Below are 17,330 nucleotides of genomic sequence, written 5' to 3'. Positions count from 1 at the left end.
TATGGCGTATAAGGTTATTAATCCATACTCTGGTAATTTGGTTAAGGAATATAAGTTGATGTCCACCGATGATGTTGCAAAAAGACTTGATCAAGCTGAGAAGTTCTATAAGGCTCAAAAAAAAGTACCAGTTTCTGAAAGGTCAAAGAAATTAGTAAAATTTACGGAGATTCTTGAAAAAAATCAGGATAAATTAGCAAAAGAAGCTGCAATCAACATGGGTAAGAAAGTTGCTGAGGGCAAAGGTGAGGTTTTGTTGTGTGCAAATTTAGCACGTTATTATGCTGATAAAGGACCAAGCTTATTGGAGCCTAAACCTTATGAGTACTCAGATGGAAAAAAGGCTTTGTTGGAATATCATTCAATTGGGATAGTTGCGAGCATTGAACCTTGGAATTTCCCATACTCACAAGTTGTAAGAGTTTTGGCACCTAATTATTTGTTAGGAAATCCAGTAGTTCTTAAGCATGCAGGAATTGTTGCAGGATGTGCAAAGTTACTCGAAGACTTGGCTACAGAAGCTGGTTTGGGTGATGGGGGATTTACTAACCTTTTTGTATCACATGATCAAATTGCTGATATTATTGCAGATGAGAGGGTCCAAGGTGTTGCTTTAACAGGATCTGAAGATGCTGGGCGTATTATTGCAGGTCAGGCTGGAAAAAATTTAGTTAAATCAACAATGGAGCTTGGTGGCAGTGATGTTTTTGTAATACTTGATGATGCCGATCTTGAATTAGCAGTAAATGATGCTGTTGGTGCACGATTACGAAATGCAGGTCAAGTTTGTACATCAGCTAAGCGATACATTGTAGAAGAAAGTGTTGCTGAAAGATTTATTTCTGGTATCGAAAAGAAATTTAAAAATATCAAATTAGGTGATCCTCTTGATGAAGATACAGAACTAACACCCTTGTCCTCAAAGAATGCAGTAGAAGGCCTTCAAAAGCAAGTTGAAGAGGCTGTTGCAAATGGTGCAGAAGTTTTAGTTGCAGGAGGACCTGTTCAGGGTGATGGTTATTTCTTTAAGCCAGTTGTTTTGGCTAATATAAAACATGATAATCCAGCTTATTATCAGGAATTCTTCGGACCGGTAGCGCAAGTTCATGTGGTTCCTAATGATGATGCTGTAGTTGAATTAGCTAATGATTCTTTCTTTGGATTAGCGGGTGCGGTATATTCGCAAAATATAGAGAGGGCACATGCAATTGCATCTGCGATTGAAACAGGCCAAGTTTTTATTAATCGACCTTCTGGTGCACATCCAGAGTTGCCTTTTGGTGGGATAAAACATTCAGGATATGGACGAGAGATGAGTGACCTGGGACTTTATGAATTTGCTAATGAAAAAATAATTGTATTTAATTGATTAAGGTTGTAATTGCAGCTTAGATACAAAAGGGGTGGCGCCAATTATTTCTTGGTGTGGCCCCCTTTTAATTCGACTTTAGGTACAGCTTAAACATATTCTGAAACAAATTTGGGAGGTAATCATGAAAGAGAGCGTAGTTAGTTTGAACTTACGAAAACAAGTTGATGACTGTAAGCCATACATAGCTGGTGAAACAGAGGCTTCGGTATTAAAAAGATATGGTTTAAATAAGGTTGTTAAGCTAGGTTCGAATGAGAATCCATTTGGGCCGTATAAACATGCCAAGAAGGCTATGCAAGAAAGTTTAGAGGTAGTTAATCGATATCCAGAAGACGATTATGTAGAATTAACCGCAACGATTGCAAAAATTAACAATTTGGATGTCACGAATATAGCATTGGGTAGTGGAGCAGGTAATGTAATTGAAACCGTTGCTAGATTGTTATTAGATGAAGGCGACGAAGTTTTAATCGCTAAGCCAACATATCGCTTATATCGAGAAGTTTCAATTTTGATGGGGGCAACTATCAGAGAAATTCCAGTAAAATCAGATTTCACTTATGACTTGGAAGCAATGGAAGAAGATATTACAGATAAAACCAAATTGATTTGGCTATGTAATCCTAACAATCCAACAGGTGTAATCAATGACAGAAAAGAGCTTGAAAGCTTCATAGATCGTGTCGGTGATGATGTTTGGATTGTTTTAGACGAAGCGTATGCTGATTTTATAGCTGGAGGGCAACGTCCAGAGATAGTGGAGCTGTTGAAAAATAAGAAGTTAATTGTAATTAGAACCTTTTCTAAGTTTTATGGAATGGCAGGAGTCCGAGTTGGATACCTTATGGCCCAGGCAGCGGTAATTAGTGCTTTTGATACGATTACGGAGCCCTTTTGTGTAAACCGGACTGGACTTTTTGCTGCTAAAGCAACTCTATTAGCGGACCAAGAACAAGCAGATAGGATAAAGAATCTTATTTTAGATGAGCGTGCACGAATGGAGAGCATTTTGAATGAAATGGGATTTACAGTTATACCATCTAGTTCGAATTTTATCTTTGCTAAATTACCAAATGATCTTTATTCTGCAACAATCTGTGAACAGCTCATGGCAAAAGGTGTTATTATTCGTGAATGTGATGCATGGGGATATCCAGCATATGTGAGGATAACGATTGGAAAAAAAGAGGAAAATGACTTTTTGCTTAATAAGTTAGCAGATGTTATTGAAAATTAAAAAGAAGTAACTAGGAGGAAATATGTTTATTCAGAATAAACAAAGAGGAGACTGTGCCAAAAGTTGAATTTTGACCCAGTCTCGCTGATTATTCTGTATAAACGTATTCCATAAGTCAAAATTCTCCGTCGAACTTCGAATTACTTATAGTAAAGAACTTACTATGAGTAATTTGGGGTTAGTACTCAAATTTTTCCGACTTACGGAACACTTTCCTCTTCTAGTTGCTTCTTTTTTTACAAGAAAATTAGCAATATGAGGAACTAGTTTGTTTATTTTTAAAGACCTAACCGACCGCCATGAACCTTTACAACATTTGAAGTAATAATAAATGCATCGGGATCAATGGCATGAATTGAGCGCAATAGCGGACCGTAACTCTGATTATCGACAACAAGCATTAAGATTTCTTTTTGGTTATCACTGTAACCGCCACGGACATCATAAACTGTTAGACTATGGTCAACATTTAGCGCCATTTCCTGAATCTCTTTTGTTTTGTGGAGACTCATAACTTGGATTTGATATTTATGATCTAGACCTGTTTCAATATAACGCATTACAACAGAAGTAATGACCAGGGAAAAACCGGCTAGAAAGAAGGCATTCAAACCCATTGTAAAAATATTGAAGAAAGTTACAACGAAATCAATGGCTAAGAGTGAAATTGCTGTATTTATATGAAAATATTTACGGATGATTAATGGAGGGACGGTTGTTCCACCACTGGAAGCATCAATCCGATAAAGCATAGCAATTCCAAGTGCAAAGATTGTTCCGCCAATTGTAACTGCAAGGAAAGAGTCATCAACAATTTTAAAACTAGGTGTTAGGTACATGAACAGTGGTAATAAGAAACTACCTAACGTGATTTTTTGGACAATTTCTCTTTCTAAAAAGAAGAAGGCTAAAATAACCATAATAGTATTTATCACTAGTACTGAAACTGCAATATTAATTCCGAATGCAGCATTTAATAAAATAGCAATTCCAGTTGCTCCCCCGGCGGCAACCTCTATTGGCGAATAAAAAAAATTAATAGAGATAACTATTATTTCAAGTGCTACAACGAGTATCAAAAAATTAAATAGTGGCTTTTTTCTGAGGCTTTTTGGCATGGAAGACTCCTTTCATACTACTCATTAGTAATATTTTACCAAAAATCCAATAGCGACGCGAGAATTCATTCACAGAAAAAAGTAATAACAATAATTTAGTGTGTTAGTTTCTTAATTAAGCGCGCAATATTCTCAGAAGTTTGTGCAATATCCGCCTGGCTATCTTTAAAGGCACGATCTAAAGTTTTAGCACCAGAAACCGTTGAAAAAATTGCATCCATTACGTTATTTTGGTATAAAACATCAACGCCTTTACCTACATATCCAGCAAGAGCAATAACAGGGGCATTAGGGGCAATGCTTTTAGCAGCCTTTGCAACTCCGAATGGGGTTTTACCATATTGAGTTTGGAAGTCAATTCCACCTTCACCAGTAATAATGAAGTCGGCATCTTGAACCTTACTCTTTAGATTGGAATAGTTGACTACAATGTCAATACCATGTTCCATTTTTGCTGTGGTAAAAGCTAATAATCCCGCCCCTAAACCACCTGCTGCACCTGCTCCTGGTAATGTTGCGACATCTTTATGCAAGTATTTTTGTAACATTTTTGAATAATGAACTAAACTTTTGTCGAGTTGTTGTACCATTTCAGGTGTTGCTCCTTTTTGTGGACCAAAAACTGCAGAAGCTCCTTTTTTTCCAGTTAGTGGATTGTTAACATCAGAGGCAATCACAATCTTGACGTTATTTAGTCGACTGTCAAGATTGTTAGTGTCAATTTTAGCAAGCTGTAATAGTGCTGCACCACCGAAAGTTAGTTCTTGTCCCTTGGAGTCAAGCAAATGCACACCAATAGCTTGGGCCATCCCTGCACCGCCATCGTTAGTTGCACTTCCACCGATGCCAAGAATAATTTCATCAACATCATGATCGAGTGCATCAATGATTAACTGACCTGTTCCAAAAGTGGTTGTAATTAAGGGATTTGCCGTTGTCTTATTAATATATCCAATTCCGCTTGCTTCGGCCATCTCAATTACAGCAGTTTTAGAGTTTCCAAGTAAACCATAGTTGGCCACTACTTTGCTTCCGAGCGGTCCAACGACTTCCTTTGAAATGATTTTACCGGCGGTAGCATCAACGAGTGATTGAACAGTTCCCTCACCGCCATCAGCCATTGGAACAAGTTCGAAATTTGCTGTAGGAAAAATTTTTGAAATACCTTTTTTTATTGCTAAAGCAACTTCTTTGGCTGTTAGACTTCCTTTGAATGAATCTGGGGCAATAACAAACTTCATAATAAAAGACCTCACTTAGAATTTTAGAAAACCAAAAATAATTGTTGCTGTTACCATCGCTGTAATACCGATAATGGACTCATAAAGAATGCAGCGTGAACGTTCTTTAATGTCCATGTGCATTGCATTTGCAGTGACGTGAAAATAGTTACCATGTGGTAGTTGGTCAATTACAATTGCACCTGTATGAACCATTGCAGCTGCGGCGAGCGGAGTAACACCGAAACCGAGAATTGCTTTTGAAAATGACCCTGTTGCCAGGATAACACCAGTTGAAGTTGAAGCAGAAGCAGCTGCCATTAAAATACCTGATAATGGCGCTAGTAAAACACCTGAAATATGGCTAATTTTAATTAAATTAATAATTTGTTCTGGTAAATTTGAAGAGGTAATTGTTGCTCCAATTGTACCAGCACCAATTAAAATGAGAACAACATCTGTCATTCGGTTTATCCCAGCAGCTGCATATTCGCGGATTTTATTTCCTTGTTTCATAGCAATTGTACCAACAATCGCAGCAAATGGAAGGATGTAAAGTGCATCAAGGTTCAAATTAGTTAGAAAATTAATGTGCAGTAGTGAACCAATTGGATTTAGTAATAGTAAGATGACTGCTACTAATGGAGTTACGAGTGCAGTTTTTAAAGTTGGCAGTTTTTGAAGTGATTTTGAACTGCTAGGTAATTCAAAATCACGTTCTGTTATCATCGTACCCTTTTTCTTAAGCAGATTTGCGATAAAGATTGTCATAGCAAGGGCTAAAATTGCAGGAATTAAATCAGCAATCATAACTTGACTTAGCTGTAGATTAAAGCCCTTTGCAGCGGCAATTGTATTGGGATTAGGTGAGATTATGTTTCCTGCTTTTCCACCTCCAGAAAGAGCGATTAGTAAAGATAATTTTGAAATGTTCATACGCTGACCAACTTCTAAAGCAATTGGCGCAACTATTAAGATGGCAACCGGAATGAAAACACCAACGGCCGTAATGACCATTGTTGCTAGAGCTAATGCAAAAAGTGCAAAATGATCACCTAGCTTAGTAACAATTGCACGAGCAATTGTGTCAGCTGCACCTGATTCCATCATTACACCAGCTAACATTCCTGCTGCAAGAACACGCAAAACAGTTCCCATCACGCTTTGCGAACCTTGAATCAAAATATTAATGGTCTGGACAAGATTTGCTCCACCGAGTAAAGCACCAACTATGGCACCCAGAATCAGTGAATATACAGGATTAACCTTTTTTAGAATTAAAATAATGGCAATTGCTAAACCAATTAATGCTGCCCACCAAGAAATTGTAAGTGTGGAACTCATTTAAAAACCTCCTAATTGTGAAAAAAATATCAAAAATAAACAACAGGATTAATTGTACTCATATGTGAGAATAATTACAAGCTATTTTTTTCTTTTAAATTAGCATTTATAATGGAAAATGTATACTTGGATAGTAAATTATTTTCATTTTTAAAAGTTAATTTAATCACAAATGCTTAAGAAAAATTATAAATAAGAAAAATGTGAGAGAAAGAAATTAAATCCGATTTTATTAAAATAAGCACTTTAAACATAAAAAACGACCGCTTGTGTAAAATCAGTTTACCTTTTTAAAAACATATGATGTACTTAATTCGAAGGGTAAAGATTCTTATGAAGATTAGAGTAGAAATTGACAATGAAGTTAAAGAAACTGAAGTGGTCATTCGGGCAGCTGAGCAAACTAACGATATTAAAAAATTGTATGAAGAGATTTTAAGAAAAATAATTAATAAGAAAATTAAGTTGTTTCAAGGAGCAACGGAATTTTACATAAGCAGTGCAAGTATCCTTTTTTTGAAAATGATGACAGAATTGTTAATGCACACACAAAGAACGATTTATTTGAGACGCATTTAAGGTTGTATGAACTTGAAAAGTTATTGCCACAAAACTTCATGAGAGTCTCTAAATCAACAATTATTAATTTAGATGCAGTGTACACTTTAACACGCAGTTTAACAGGTAATTTGATTGCTTTTCATGAATCCTATAAACAAGTATATGTTTCACGAAGATATGTTAAAGATACAAAAAGAAGATTAGAAAGCAGGGAAGAATAAGATATGAAAACAAAACGATTTTTTTTAGGAATTTTAATTTTGATATTTGCGACACTACTTGTTTCAACTAAGTTAGAGATTATTAGTTTTCATTTTAAGTTTTGGACAATCGTACTTACAGTTTTATTTGTATTTTTATTGGCACAAGGGATTGGATATAGAAGAATCTCACAAACTGTTTTTTCCATAGCCTTTTTGGTAATATTGTATGCTAAAGAACTGGGTGTTCAGGCGCTAGGAACTTGGACGATTATTTTAGTTGCCGGTTTGGTAAGTGTAGGGCTGTCAATGATTTTTAAATCTTTTGGTAGGAATAAGAAGTGGGACTGGAATTGGAAACACAAAATAAGTTCGTTTGAGACAGATACTTCTGAAAAAAAAATAAAAATTAATGAGAGTATGTCTAGTAGTGTCAGGTATGTAAAAGCAAGTAATCTGGAACGGGTTGCTATTAATGCAAGATTTGCATCTTTAAAAATATATTTTGACAATGTTGAACTTCAAAATGATGAGGCAAATATATTTATTAATGGTTCATTAAGTGAAATAATGTTATTCTTCCCTAGGGAATGGAAAGTTTTTGTTAATATCAATAGTGTTTTTAGTGAAGTCAATACTGGACAGGAAGAGGAAAATGTTTTTGAGAAGAAAGTTTATATCAATGGAAATCTGAATTTATCAGAATTAAAGATTAGATACATTTAATAACTATTTTAGGAGTGAAAGTTTATATGGAAATTTTAAAACCCTATTTGAAAAATAATTATTTATCAATAATTGGAGCCATTATTTCGGTGATTATACTTGCTGGCAGTACCTTGTGGCAACCAAAACTCTTACAGACAATTATGAAGGCAATTATCGCAAATAATCGCAACGAAGTTTATGATTATGGAGTTCAATTGATTGTTCTAGCAGTAATCGGTATCATTGCAGGAATTGCAAGTACCTTTTTTTCTGCTAAAGTAGCACAGTCAGTTACGACGGATTTAAGAGCAGATTTATACACTAAGATTCAAGGCTTTTCGTTTGGAAACATCGAAAAGTTTTCAGCTGGGAGTCTAGTTGTACGTTTAATTAATGATATGAATCAGATTCTGAATTTGGTAATGACAATATTGACACAGTTGTTGCGAATCCCTTTGCTTTTTATAGGAGCCTTTATTCTAGGAATCATTACAATTCCTAGATTGTGGTGGATTGAGATTTTAATGATTGTCTTGATATTAGCTTTAACTGGATCTGTTTTCTCGCATATGGGTGACTTATTTGCAAGATTTCAGAAATGGTTAGATCGAATGAACACTGTTGCAAAGGAGTCAATGCAAGGAATTCGAGTTATTAAATCATTTAATCAGGAAGAAAATGAGACTAAAAAATTTGCAGCAACGGCAGATGAGTTGAAAAATTTGAATTTGACGATTGGTTATTTATTTTCGCTATTGATTCCAGCATTTATGTTAATTTCGAATATAATGATTTTACTGTCGGTTTATTTTATTGGGGCAAAAATTATAAGCCATCCAAATGATTTAGCGGCAATTGCTTCCTTTATCTCATATTTAATGCAATTAATGTTTGCTATTATAATTGGAGCAATGACAATGACTATGGCATCTAGAGGGATGATTTCACTAAAACGTGTCAAAGAAGTAATGGAAACTAAACCTGATGTTGAATTTAATGATAATGCAGGCGAGAATATTTTGGCTTCAAATGTTGAATTTGAAAATGTTAGTTTTGCATATCCAAATGCTAGTGAAGATTCTTTGAAAGATATTTCCTTTAAAGTCAAAGAAGGAAGTTTTGTGGGAATTGTTGGTTCTACTGGATCAGGAAAGACAACTTTAGCCCAATTGATTGCGAGATTATATGATCCAACAAGAGGAAATGTTAAGATTGGTGGAAAAAAATTACAGTCAATTACTGCGGCGACTTTGCGCGCAACAGTTAGTTTTGTATTGCAAAAAGCGGTTCTTTTTTCTGGCACAATTGAGGATAACTTGAAACAAGGTAAATCTGACGCGACGAACGAAGAAATGGAATGGGCATTGGATGTAGCTCAGGCTAAGGAATTCGTTGATAAATATGAAGATGGTGTAAAACATCGTGTCGAAGAACGTTCAGCTAATTTTTCTGGTGGTCAAAAGCAACGATTATCAATTGCTAGAGGGATTATTGGTAAACCCAAGATATTAATTCTTGATGATTCAACGTCTGCATTAGATGCCAAGTCTGAAAAATTAGTCCAACAAGGACTTGAGAGTGAAATGAAAATGACAACCGTATTTATGATTGCTGAAAAAATATCTTCAGTAATAAAGGCAGATACAATTTTGGTGCTAGATAATGGTGAGTTAGTGGGTATGGGAACACATAAGGAATTATTAGAGAGTTCACCAATCTATCAAGAGATATATGCCGCACAACTTTCACGGACAGGAGGGCAAGCATAATGAAGGATTTTAAGTTATCAATTGCATACTTCAAACATTATTTAAAACCTTATTGGAAAGGATTACTCTTTGTCGTGGGGCTAACTATAATTTCCACTTGGGCGCAGATAAAAGCACCAATTTATCTTGGAAAATCGATGACAAGTCTTAGTAAATATCTAGTAGCTTATATGAATCCAGCAACGCGACATAGTGCTTCTTTGGCTAGTTTTCACAATGCTCTTTGGATGATACTTGGATTTTATCTCCTGTCAGTATGTACAATGTTAATTTCAAGCCTGCTAGTTTCACGAATAAATGCCTTATCAACCAATAAGATGCAACGTGGGTTGTTTGGAAAGTTGCAAAAAATGACAGTTAGTTACTTTGATAGACACCAAGATGGTAAGATTTTATCGTTATTTACGTCTGATCTAGATAATATTTTCAATGCGATGAATCAAGCAATTTTTGAATTGATCTCACAGATAGTTCTCTATATAGGTGTTATCTGGATGATGTTCTCATTGAATTTAAAACTAGCAGTAGCAACAGTTGCTTCAACCCCATTCGTAATCTTAATTGCCTTTTTGATTATTAGAAAGGCAAGATATCATATTGATAATCAGCAAAATGAAATTAGTAAATTAAATGGATATATTAATGAACAAATTAATGGTGAGAAGATAATTATTACGAATGGTCTTCAGGAAAAGTCCGTTGAAAATTTTAAAGTTTTAAATGAGCGTGTGCGAAAATCAACATTTAAAGGGCAGTTATATTCAGGAATGCTTTTTCCATTGATGCAAGGACTGTCACTGCTTAACTTAGCAATTGTCATAGCCTATGGGTCTTGGATGGTGATTAATGGAGATGTGGGTAAAGCAGTTGGACTTGGATTGGTAGTTACTTTTGTGCAGTATTCACAACAATACTTCCAACCAATTACGCAGATTACATCTATGTATTCTATGTTGCAGTTGGCGATGACAGGGGCCAAAAGATTGGTTACGGTGCTAAGACAGCCTGAAGAACAGATGAACAAAAACGGGCATCAACTTTTGAAGGTTGATGAGGGCGTTGAATTAAAGAATGTTCATTTTGAATATAGTAAAGGAAAAGAAATTCTGCATGGAATTGATATTGATGTGAAAAAAGGTAAAATGGTTGCATTGGTTGGACCAACTGGCTCAGGTAAAACAACGGTCATGAACTTATTGAATCGCTTCTATGATGTAACAAATGGTGAAGTTTTATTTGATGGAACGGATGTAAAAGATTTTGAACTGCATTCTTTGCGTAAAAATGTTGGAATTGTATTACAAGATTCAGTTATGTTTTCAGGCACAATTGCGGACAATATCAAGTTTGGATTACCAGAAGCAACCGATGAACAGATGATTGCTGCTGCAAAACAAGCACACATTAATGACTATATTGAAAGCTTACCAGATAAATATGAAACTAAAGTTGATGATGAAAATTCAATATTATCTGTTGGACAAAAACAATTACTCAGTATTGCTAGAACTTTGTTAACTGATCCGAGTTTTTTAATTCTAGATGAGGCAACTTCAAATGTTGACATGGTTACAGAGGAAAAAATAAAAAAAGCAATGGATAATGTGATCGCCGGAAGGACAAGTTTCGTTATTGCTCATCGACTCAAAACGATTGTGGAAGCAGATGAGATTATTGTTCTAAAAGATGGTGTAGTAATAGAACGTGGAAATCATCAGAAATTACTAAAAGATAAAGGTTTTTATTATAATTTGTATGTTAACCAAATGGTGTTTGAATAGATTACTGTAAATAAGAGGTAGATATACATGATATCAGAGGAATTTTTCAATGTATTCTTAGTACAAGGACTTGATGAAAGAATGAAGGCAATCAGAGAAACTGTACAGCCAGAATTTGAAATTTTTGGGGAACAATTAGTTCTTTTTCTTGAATCAAAGTGTAATCAGAAATTTTATGCACATGTGGCACAGCATCGTAGAAGAACAAAATATGCACCAGAAATAACATGGTGTGCATTTAGTCAACAAAAAAGGGGTTATAAGATGGGACCTCATTTTCAAATAGCAGTCAACAAAGACTACCTTGCACTGTGGTTATCATTTATTGATAATCCCAAAGGAGAAGAGAAAATGGCTGCTACATTTATTAAAAATCCAAAGAAAATATTAACTATTCCAGCAGATTTTGATGTGTCGCTCGACCATACTATTACAAAGACAGAAAAAGTTGGTGCTACGGATATAATTAGAGACTTGCAGCGATGGAAGAATGTAAAAAAAGGTGAATTTCAGATTGGAAAAGTTTTCCCAAAAGAATTCTTTAAAAAAAAGACAAATGAGGAGTTTTTGCTTGAATCGGATACTGTTTTTGCAAAACTAATTCCTATTTATCAAGAAGCCATTGGTGCAGTTAAAGATTAGAAGGTAATATATAGAGCAATAAGTAACGGAGGGGAAAGGCCAAATATTCGGCCTTTCCCCTCCGTTACTTATTACTTCAGAAGAACATGTTCTAATTTAATGCATTAATTGGATTTAATGGTTTTCCTTGCTTAATGGCAGCATCAACATTTTCGATAGCTCCAAATGCCATTGCTTCAAGACTTTCTGTAGTTAAGGCAGCAGAATGGTTTGTAATAATTACACTGGGATTAGCAATTAATTCTTCAAGTGAAGTTTCATCATTATCATAAACATCTAATCCCACGGCCTTTAATAATCCCTCTTGAAGTCCGTTTAGTAAGACTGAATTTTTAACTAGCTCACCGCGGCTTGTATTAATCAGAATAGGTTGTTTCTTTGTTTTTCTAATTAGTTCACTAGTAACTAGATATTTCGTATCAGCTGTTACAGGGATATGAAGTGAAATAATGTCACTTGTTGAAAATAGTTCATCTAACTCAACTTGTTTGGCAAAGTCTGTAGTTCTTTTTGAACGATTGTAGAAAATAACATTTGCACCTAATACAGACATTATTTCAGCAAATTTTTTACCAATGAACCCCCAACCAACAACACCGACTGTTTTTCCATGTAATTCAGCGCCTACAGCCTTCGATAAATCCGTTTTTTTTGCCATCTTGTTGTTGCCGAAGTCTTTTAGAAGATACATTACGAGTGCTAAGGCATGTTCGGCTACTGCCTGAGCATTTGCACCAGGAGTATTAGAAACCCAAATATTTGAATTTGTCGCCAATTCAATTGGCACATTGTCAGTCCCAGCTCCATTGCGAGCAATAATTTTTAAATTCGGTAATTCGGTAATGAATCTAGGATCAACAGGTTCAATATTGCGAACAATTATGCCTTCGTATTCTGGAAAATCTTGTGGTGAAAGCTGTGCGAATGATTGTGCATCTGACAGAACATCAAAATTATAGCCCAAATCTAAGATTTTTTGTTTAGCTTGTGGAACTAGGTCGCCTAATAGCAATAATTTATTCATAATATGAAAGCTCCTTTACTCAGTTGTTTTTATGGAAAAATTTATTAATTAAAAAAAGTAAAAATGCGAATACGATTGTCAAAATAATACCGAGTATTGATATTATTTTACCAGTCTTCAATCCAGGAGTAGAGTAAATTAGATGAATATCATGGGAGCCAGCTTGAAGCTGAGTCCCCAAAAAGCCGGTATTAGTCTTAATCGTTTTTAATTTTTTTCCATTGTCATAAATTTTCCAACCTTCAGAAAATGGAATTGAAGAAGTTAAAATGCCCTTCTTAACCGTTTTAATCTTCCCAGTAATATTGTTCTGGGAGAATTTCATCGATTTCAAGCGATTTTTTTGGATCTTTGTAACTTCACGATTATAGTTTTTCCCTAATTTTTCAGCAACAATTTGGAGCTGAAACTTGTATATTCCCAATTTTGAAGGTGTCAAAGTGAGATATTTAGGAGTTGAGGTAAAGTATCCTAGATTAAGAACACCTGACTTTACAGTTTTATAAAATGACAGCTCCGATTGCTTGGGCTGTGTAATACTTTCTGTCCCTAAATTCGAAGAAACACTAATACTAAAGCTGTTATCAGGTGAACCATTTAGAATATGGTACCGCAGATAACGATAATAGTTATAACTGTCATCGTTAGTAATAATGCCATTTGAAGTCAGTGTGGCCTGCTTATTTTGCTCAAGCTGAATCTGTTTTTTTAGCGACAATTGCTGATATTTGATATTGTTTAATTCAATATGCAATTCGCTATTTTCATAGTTTTCTGGATTCTTTAAGATAATTTTATAGGTTTCCGTACTATCCAAGTGTTCAAGGCTCGATGTGTCTACAATGTTACCACGACTTGAAACAATATAATATTTGATTGTTTGGGTGTCAGTTGATAATTTAGTTTTACTGTAGTGTTTAGCTATCGAATTGTTTACGTATACACCAGATGCGAGTGCACGTTCCCTAGCAGTTGTTGTCATTGATTTTAATTGTTGGGAATTAATGACTGTATCTTGCCAATAAATGAGTGGGAAAGCTTGATTGGTTTTATAGCGAACAGTTTGAGTGTCAACACCAGATTGATTATTACTTCCACTTGTCAAGCGAGTAGATGCTTTTTCAGCCAAGTAATTCGCCGGAATTTTAGTAGAATTTTTTTGATTGATTTGGTTAAAGATATATTTAACGCCTAGAAAATTGTTTAAAACTGTTCGATCACTAAATTGACTAATAGGAATATTTGCTTCATATTGTGAATTCTGCATTTTTTGAGCAAAATTACCAATATTGACATTTTGCAACGAATAGTAGGAAGTAATCGAGTTTAGTTTGTTAGGTTGTGCATTATACATATGGAAACTATTACCCAAATTATAATTTTGACTAGTAGTTGAAACCCGGTAGGAATTAGATGATTTTACATCCTTATCTAATCCAGCATATCGTGTTTTAACAAGTTTCTCAAAGCTTTTGAGAGGTAGCATTTCGTTTGAATAGCCACCATTATAGGGAGCTTCAAAATAAATAGCGTTGAAAATAACATTACATATAATTAAGGCTAAAAAGGCATAATTAGAATGATTCTTTGTTCCACTGGAGTGGTAGATTAAGAAACCATAACCAATGAATAAAAAGGCCATTGGAATAAAAAGTTTTTCATCATTTTGAAAGAAATAAGTTAAAAAAATCCAGCAACTATATATTGTAAGACAATAAGTTAAAGCCAATCTTACCTTATGTGTCAGTTTAGGGAGTTGTTCAATTAATATACAAACTGAAAGTGCAATTGGTAGTGATAACATTAATGTCCAACGATTGGAAGGAGAAGTTAAGCCATTAAATAATGCGCCAAATTGTGGGAATAACAACATGATTAATCCTAGAATAAAACTTGTTCCCAAAAGCGGATATTTTTTGATTTTAATAAGGATAAAAATAATTGAAAAGAAGCTAATGCTGGCAAATCCCAAAGCACTCCAGAAATAAAAATTACGATTACCTCCGTTAATTAGCTGTGAGGGGAGTGCCAAGTAGTAATAAAGTGGATAAAGACGTAGTCCATTTGCAAAAGGTGCATTGCTACGTGTAGATGAAAAGACGGCCAACATCTCTGGAAACCATAAGATAGCAGTTGCGGAAAGTGAAATAGCCGTACTTAACCCTAAGTTAAATAAAGTTTTGAAAAAGTTTATTTTTTTGCGGTAGGTTAATAGGTAGCGCAAAATCAGGTACAATAGCGCACCAAATCCTAGAATATATGCAAAGTAGAAGTTACTAAAAAGCATCCAACAAAAAGCAAGGGTTAATGGCCAAATTGATTTTTGCTGCAGTACACGTTCAATTCCAAGTATTAATAATGGAAAAATCATAAAAGGAATGGAGAAAAAAGGTTGCGCAATGTTTGCATAAAGTAAAAATGCATTAAACAAGTAGACAACTGTTCCAGAAAGAATGATTGCATTTTTAGAAAAAAAATGAGAAGCAAAATAACAAAAAACAAGGCCAACACAGTATAAGCGCAATATAATTAAAAATTGATATGCAAAAATAATTTTTGAAGCTGGAAACAGCAAAATCAAATAGTTAAAAATATCACCCGTTACGTAGTATGCGTTAATTTGAAAAATGTCTCCACCAAGCCCTAGTTTGAATGACCATTGTGGCCAAGATGAAAAAGGATGCTTCAATATCTTAAACAGCGTTTTACGAAATTCCTCCAGCAAGGGTAGATGTTGTTGTGCACCATCTAAATGCCAGATTAGAGAATGACCGGTAACAAAATATGTACCGTACACAAAAAAAGCAATAAGCGCAAAGATTGCAGTATATTGCAAATATAATTTCAAATTATTTTTTTTTGTAAATGAGAATGTCAAAGAAACTCCTCCTAGGAAAACTAACTAAAATAAGTAGTTACTTGGCTATTTTTGCAACTAGCTCATTTACAAAGACATCCAATTTTTGCAAATCTTCTTCCGTATCTGGAGCCAGATTTATTTTGACACTATTGGTTCCTTTGGTAGCCCCAGCATGCTCAAAAGCTTCTTCAAATTTATCAACAGCGACACAATAATATTCTCCGTAGAAAGTGTCACCAGAGCCTGCGACCCCGAAAATTTTACCTGTTAAATCTAAATTTGCCATGTCTTCAAAAAAATCAATTCCTTCGTCAGGAAGGGCACCCTCATCGTATGTATAAGGGACAACGATACATAAATCAACATCTTCAAAATCAGATGGATCACATTGTGAGATTTCTTCAATGTCAACGGTAATGTTTTTTTCTTCCAGTTTACTTGTTACGATATCGGCAATATCTTCATTATTTCCAGTAATTGATGCAAATACGACTTTTGCTTTAGTCATTTATATGACCTTCTTTCAATAATCTATCATTAGCTATTATAACAGAACTTTATCTATGCATTTAAAGTAATTGAAACATTATACTAAATTTAGGATATAATGGTTGTGTACATTAAATTGGAGGCAAAGAATTATGATTACATTGAAGTCACCACGAGAAATTAAAGAAATGGCTAAGTCAGGTGCAATTCTTGCAGGAATGCATATCGGATTGAGGAAAATTATCAAACCTGGAATTTCTAGTTGGGAGATTGAAAAATTTGCACGTAAGTATTTTAAAGATAATGGTGCAATTCCTGAGCAAATTGGTTTTGAGGGTTATAAGTATGCAACTTGTATTAGTGTGAATGATGAAATATGTCACGGTTTTCCAAGAAAGGGACTTATTTTAAAAGATGGAGACCTAATCAAGGTCGATACTGTTGTTAATTATCATGGTGCAATGAGTGACTCATGTTGGAGTTATGTTGTAGGGAAATCAACCCCAGAGATTGATCGTTTGATGAAGGTTACAAAAGAGGCTCTTTATCTAGGAATTGAACAGGCTCAAGTTGGGAAAAGAATTGGCGATATTGGTGCTGTGATTCAACATTATACTGAAGATGTCAATGGATATGGTGATGTTCGTGACTTTATTGGTCATGGAATTGGACCTACAATGCATGAGAATCCTAGTGTTCCACATTATGGTGAGGCTGGAAAAGGATTGCGATTACGTGCGGGGATGACAATTACAATTGAACCAATGATTAATATGGGAACATGGAAGGCTGAAATGGACGATCCGAATGGTTGGACGGCAAGAACCGCTGATGGAAGTCTCTCATGTCAATTTGAGCATACAATCGTTATTACTGAAGATGGTCCCAAGATTTTAACATCACAAGACCCAGATTTTGATAAAAAATATTTGCTTGATTAATATTGATTTTCTTTATAAAATAGGTTTTGTTATTTCGTTTATAATTTAGAAATTGCGGATGATT

15 protein-coding genes are annotated in these 17,330 nt (G+C 34.7%); 9 read left to right on the top strand and 6 right to left on the bottom strand.

Translation table 11 applies throughout. From position 1 onward, the window contains the following. Window position 1: 1 nt before the first annotated feature. Both G6O70_RS11055 and hisC read left to right on the top strand, forming a co-directional pair. On the top strand, window positions 2-1,369 hold the full coding sequence (locus tag G6O70_RS11055) for an NAD-dependent succinate-semialdehyde dehydrogenase (protein WP_057869190.1): 1,368 nt from the start codon (window positions 2-4) through the stop codon (window positions 1,367-1,369). Between the two features lie 124 nt (window positions 1,370-1,493). Further along, complete coding sequence (gene hisC / locus G6O70_RS11050) at window positions 1,494-2,609, top strand: histidinol-phosphate transaminase (protein ID WP_057869189.1); 1,116 nt, start codon at window positions 1,494-1,496, stop codon at window positions 2,607-2,609. A 278-nt stretch (window positions 2,610-2,887) separates the two neighbouring features. Here hisC and G6O70_RS11045 read toward each other — a convergent pair whose 3' ends face one another. The 3 genes from G6O70_RS11045 to G6O70_RS11035 form a co-directional block, all read right to left on the bottom strand. Continuing rightward, window positions 2,888-3,727: a YitT family protein gene (locus tag G6O70_RS11045; protein WP_057869188.1), complete on the bottom strand. Its 840-nt coding sequence runs from the start codon at window positions 3,725-3,727 to the stop codon at window positions 2,888-2,890. 95 nt (window positions 3,728-3,822) lie between these two features. Further along, window positions 3,823-4,968: a glycerate kinase family protein gene (locus G6O70_RS11040; protein ID WP_057869187.1), complete on the bottom strand. Its 1,146-nt coding sequence runs from the start codon at window positions 4,966-4,968 to the stop codon at window positions 3,823-3,825. Window positions 4,969-4,983: 15 nt separating this feature from the next. Further along, entirely contained in the window at window positions 4,984-6,291 is a 1,308-nt protein-coding gene (locus G6O70_RS11035) for a GntP family permease (protein WP_057869186.1), read from the bottom strand. Between the two features lie 333 nt (window positions 6,292-6,624). Here G6O70_RS11035 and G6O70_RS12265 point away from each other — a divergent pair, with 333 nt between their 5' ends. From G6O70_RS12265 to G6O70_RS11010, 6 genes are read left to right on the top strand one after another with little or no spacing between them, the layout of a single operon-like run. Beyond that, a complete protein-coding gene (locus G6O70_RS12265; RefSeq protein WP_057869185.1) occupies window positions 6,625-6,870 on the top strand; it encodes a hypothetical protein in 246 nt (81 codons plus the stop codon). After that, a complete protein-coding gene (locus G6O70_RS12260) occupies window positions 6,777-7,073 on the top strand; it encodes a LytTR family DNA-binding domain-containing protein (RefSeq protein WP_309137224.1) in 297 nt (98 codons plus the stop codon). Before G6O70_RS12265 ends, G6O70_RS12260 begins: the two co-directional genes overlap by 94 nt. Before the next feature lie 3 nt (window positions 7,074-7,076). Continuing rightward, window positions 7,077-7,778 carry a LiaF transmembrane domain-containing protein gene (locus G6O70_RS11025; RefSeq protein WP_057869183.1) on the top strand — a complete coding sequence of 234 codons (702 nt, stop codon included), beginning with the start codon at window positions 7,077-7,079 and terminating at the stop codon, window positions 7,776-7,778. A gap of 26 nt (window positions 7,779-7,804) precedes the next feature. Next, entirely contained in the window at window positions 7,805-9,529 is a 1,725-nt protein-coding gene (locus G6O70_RS11020) for an ABC transporter ATP-binding protein (RefSeq protein ID WP_057869182.1), read from the top strand. Further along, entirely contained in the window at window positions 9,529-11,310 is a 1,782-nt protein-coding gene (locus tag G6O70_RS11015; protein ID WP_057869181.1) for an ABC transporter ATP-binding protein, read from the top strand. Before G6O70_RS11020 ends, G6O70_RS11015 begins: the two co-directional genes overlap by 1 nt. Window positions 11,311-11,337: 27 nt before the next feature. Then, on the top strand, window positions 11,338-11,952 hold the full coding sequence (locus tag G6O70_RS11010; protein WP_057869180.1) for a DUF1054 family protein: 615 nt from the start codon (window positions 11,338-11,340) through the stop codon (window positions 11,950-11,952). A gap of 91 nt (window positions 11,953-12,043) precedes the next feature. Here the strand turns inward: G6O70_RS11010 and G6O70_RS11005 are convergent, their stop codons facing one another. The 3 genes from G6O70_RS11005 to G6O70_RS10995 are packed head-to-tail and all read right to left on the bottom strand — an operon-like array spanning window position 12,044 to window position 16,344. Beyond that, entirely contained in the window at window positions 12,044-12,976 is a 933-nt protein-coding gene (locus tag G6O70_RS11005; RefSeq protein WP_057869179.1) for an NAD(P)-dependent oxidoreductase, read from the bottom strand. A 19-nt stretch (window positions 12,977-12,995) separates the two neighbouring features. After that, complete coding sequence (locus G6O70_RS11000) at window positions 12,996-15,854, bottom strand: YfhO family protein (protein ID WP_057869178.1); 2,859 nt, start codon at window positions 15,852-15,854, stop codon at window positions 12,996-12,998. Between the two features lie 37 nt (window positions 15,855-15,891). Next, window positions 15,892-16,344 (bottom strand): flavodoxin, encoded by a 453-nt coding sequence (locus G6O70_RS10995; protein WP_057869177.1) that lies wholly within the window; start codon window positions 16,342-16,344, stop codon window positions 15,892-15,894. A 133-nt stretch (window positions 16,345-16,477) separates the two neighbouring features. Between G6O70_RS10995 and map the strand changes: the two genes are divergently transcribed. Further along, complete coding sequence (gene map, locus G6O70_RS10990) at window positions 16,478-17,266, top strand: type I methionyl aminopeptidase (protein ID WP_057869176.1); 789 nt, start codon at window positions 16,478-16,480, stop codon at window positions 17,264-17,266. The last annotated feature ends 64 nt before the right edge of the window (window positions 17,267-17,330 follow it).

The sequence above is a fragment of the Liquorilactobacillus hordei DSM 19519 genome, from assembly GCF_019443985.1.
Lineage (GTDB): Bacteria > Bacillota > Bacilli > Lactobacillales > Lactobacillaceae > Liquorilactobacillus > Liquorilactobacillus hordei.
This window is presented reverse-complemented; position numbering and strand designations above follow the sequence as displayed.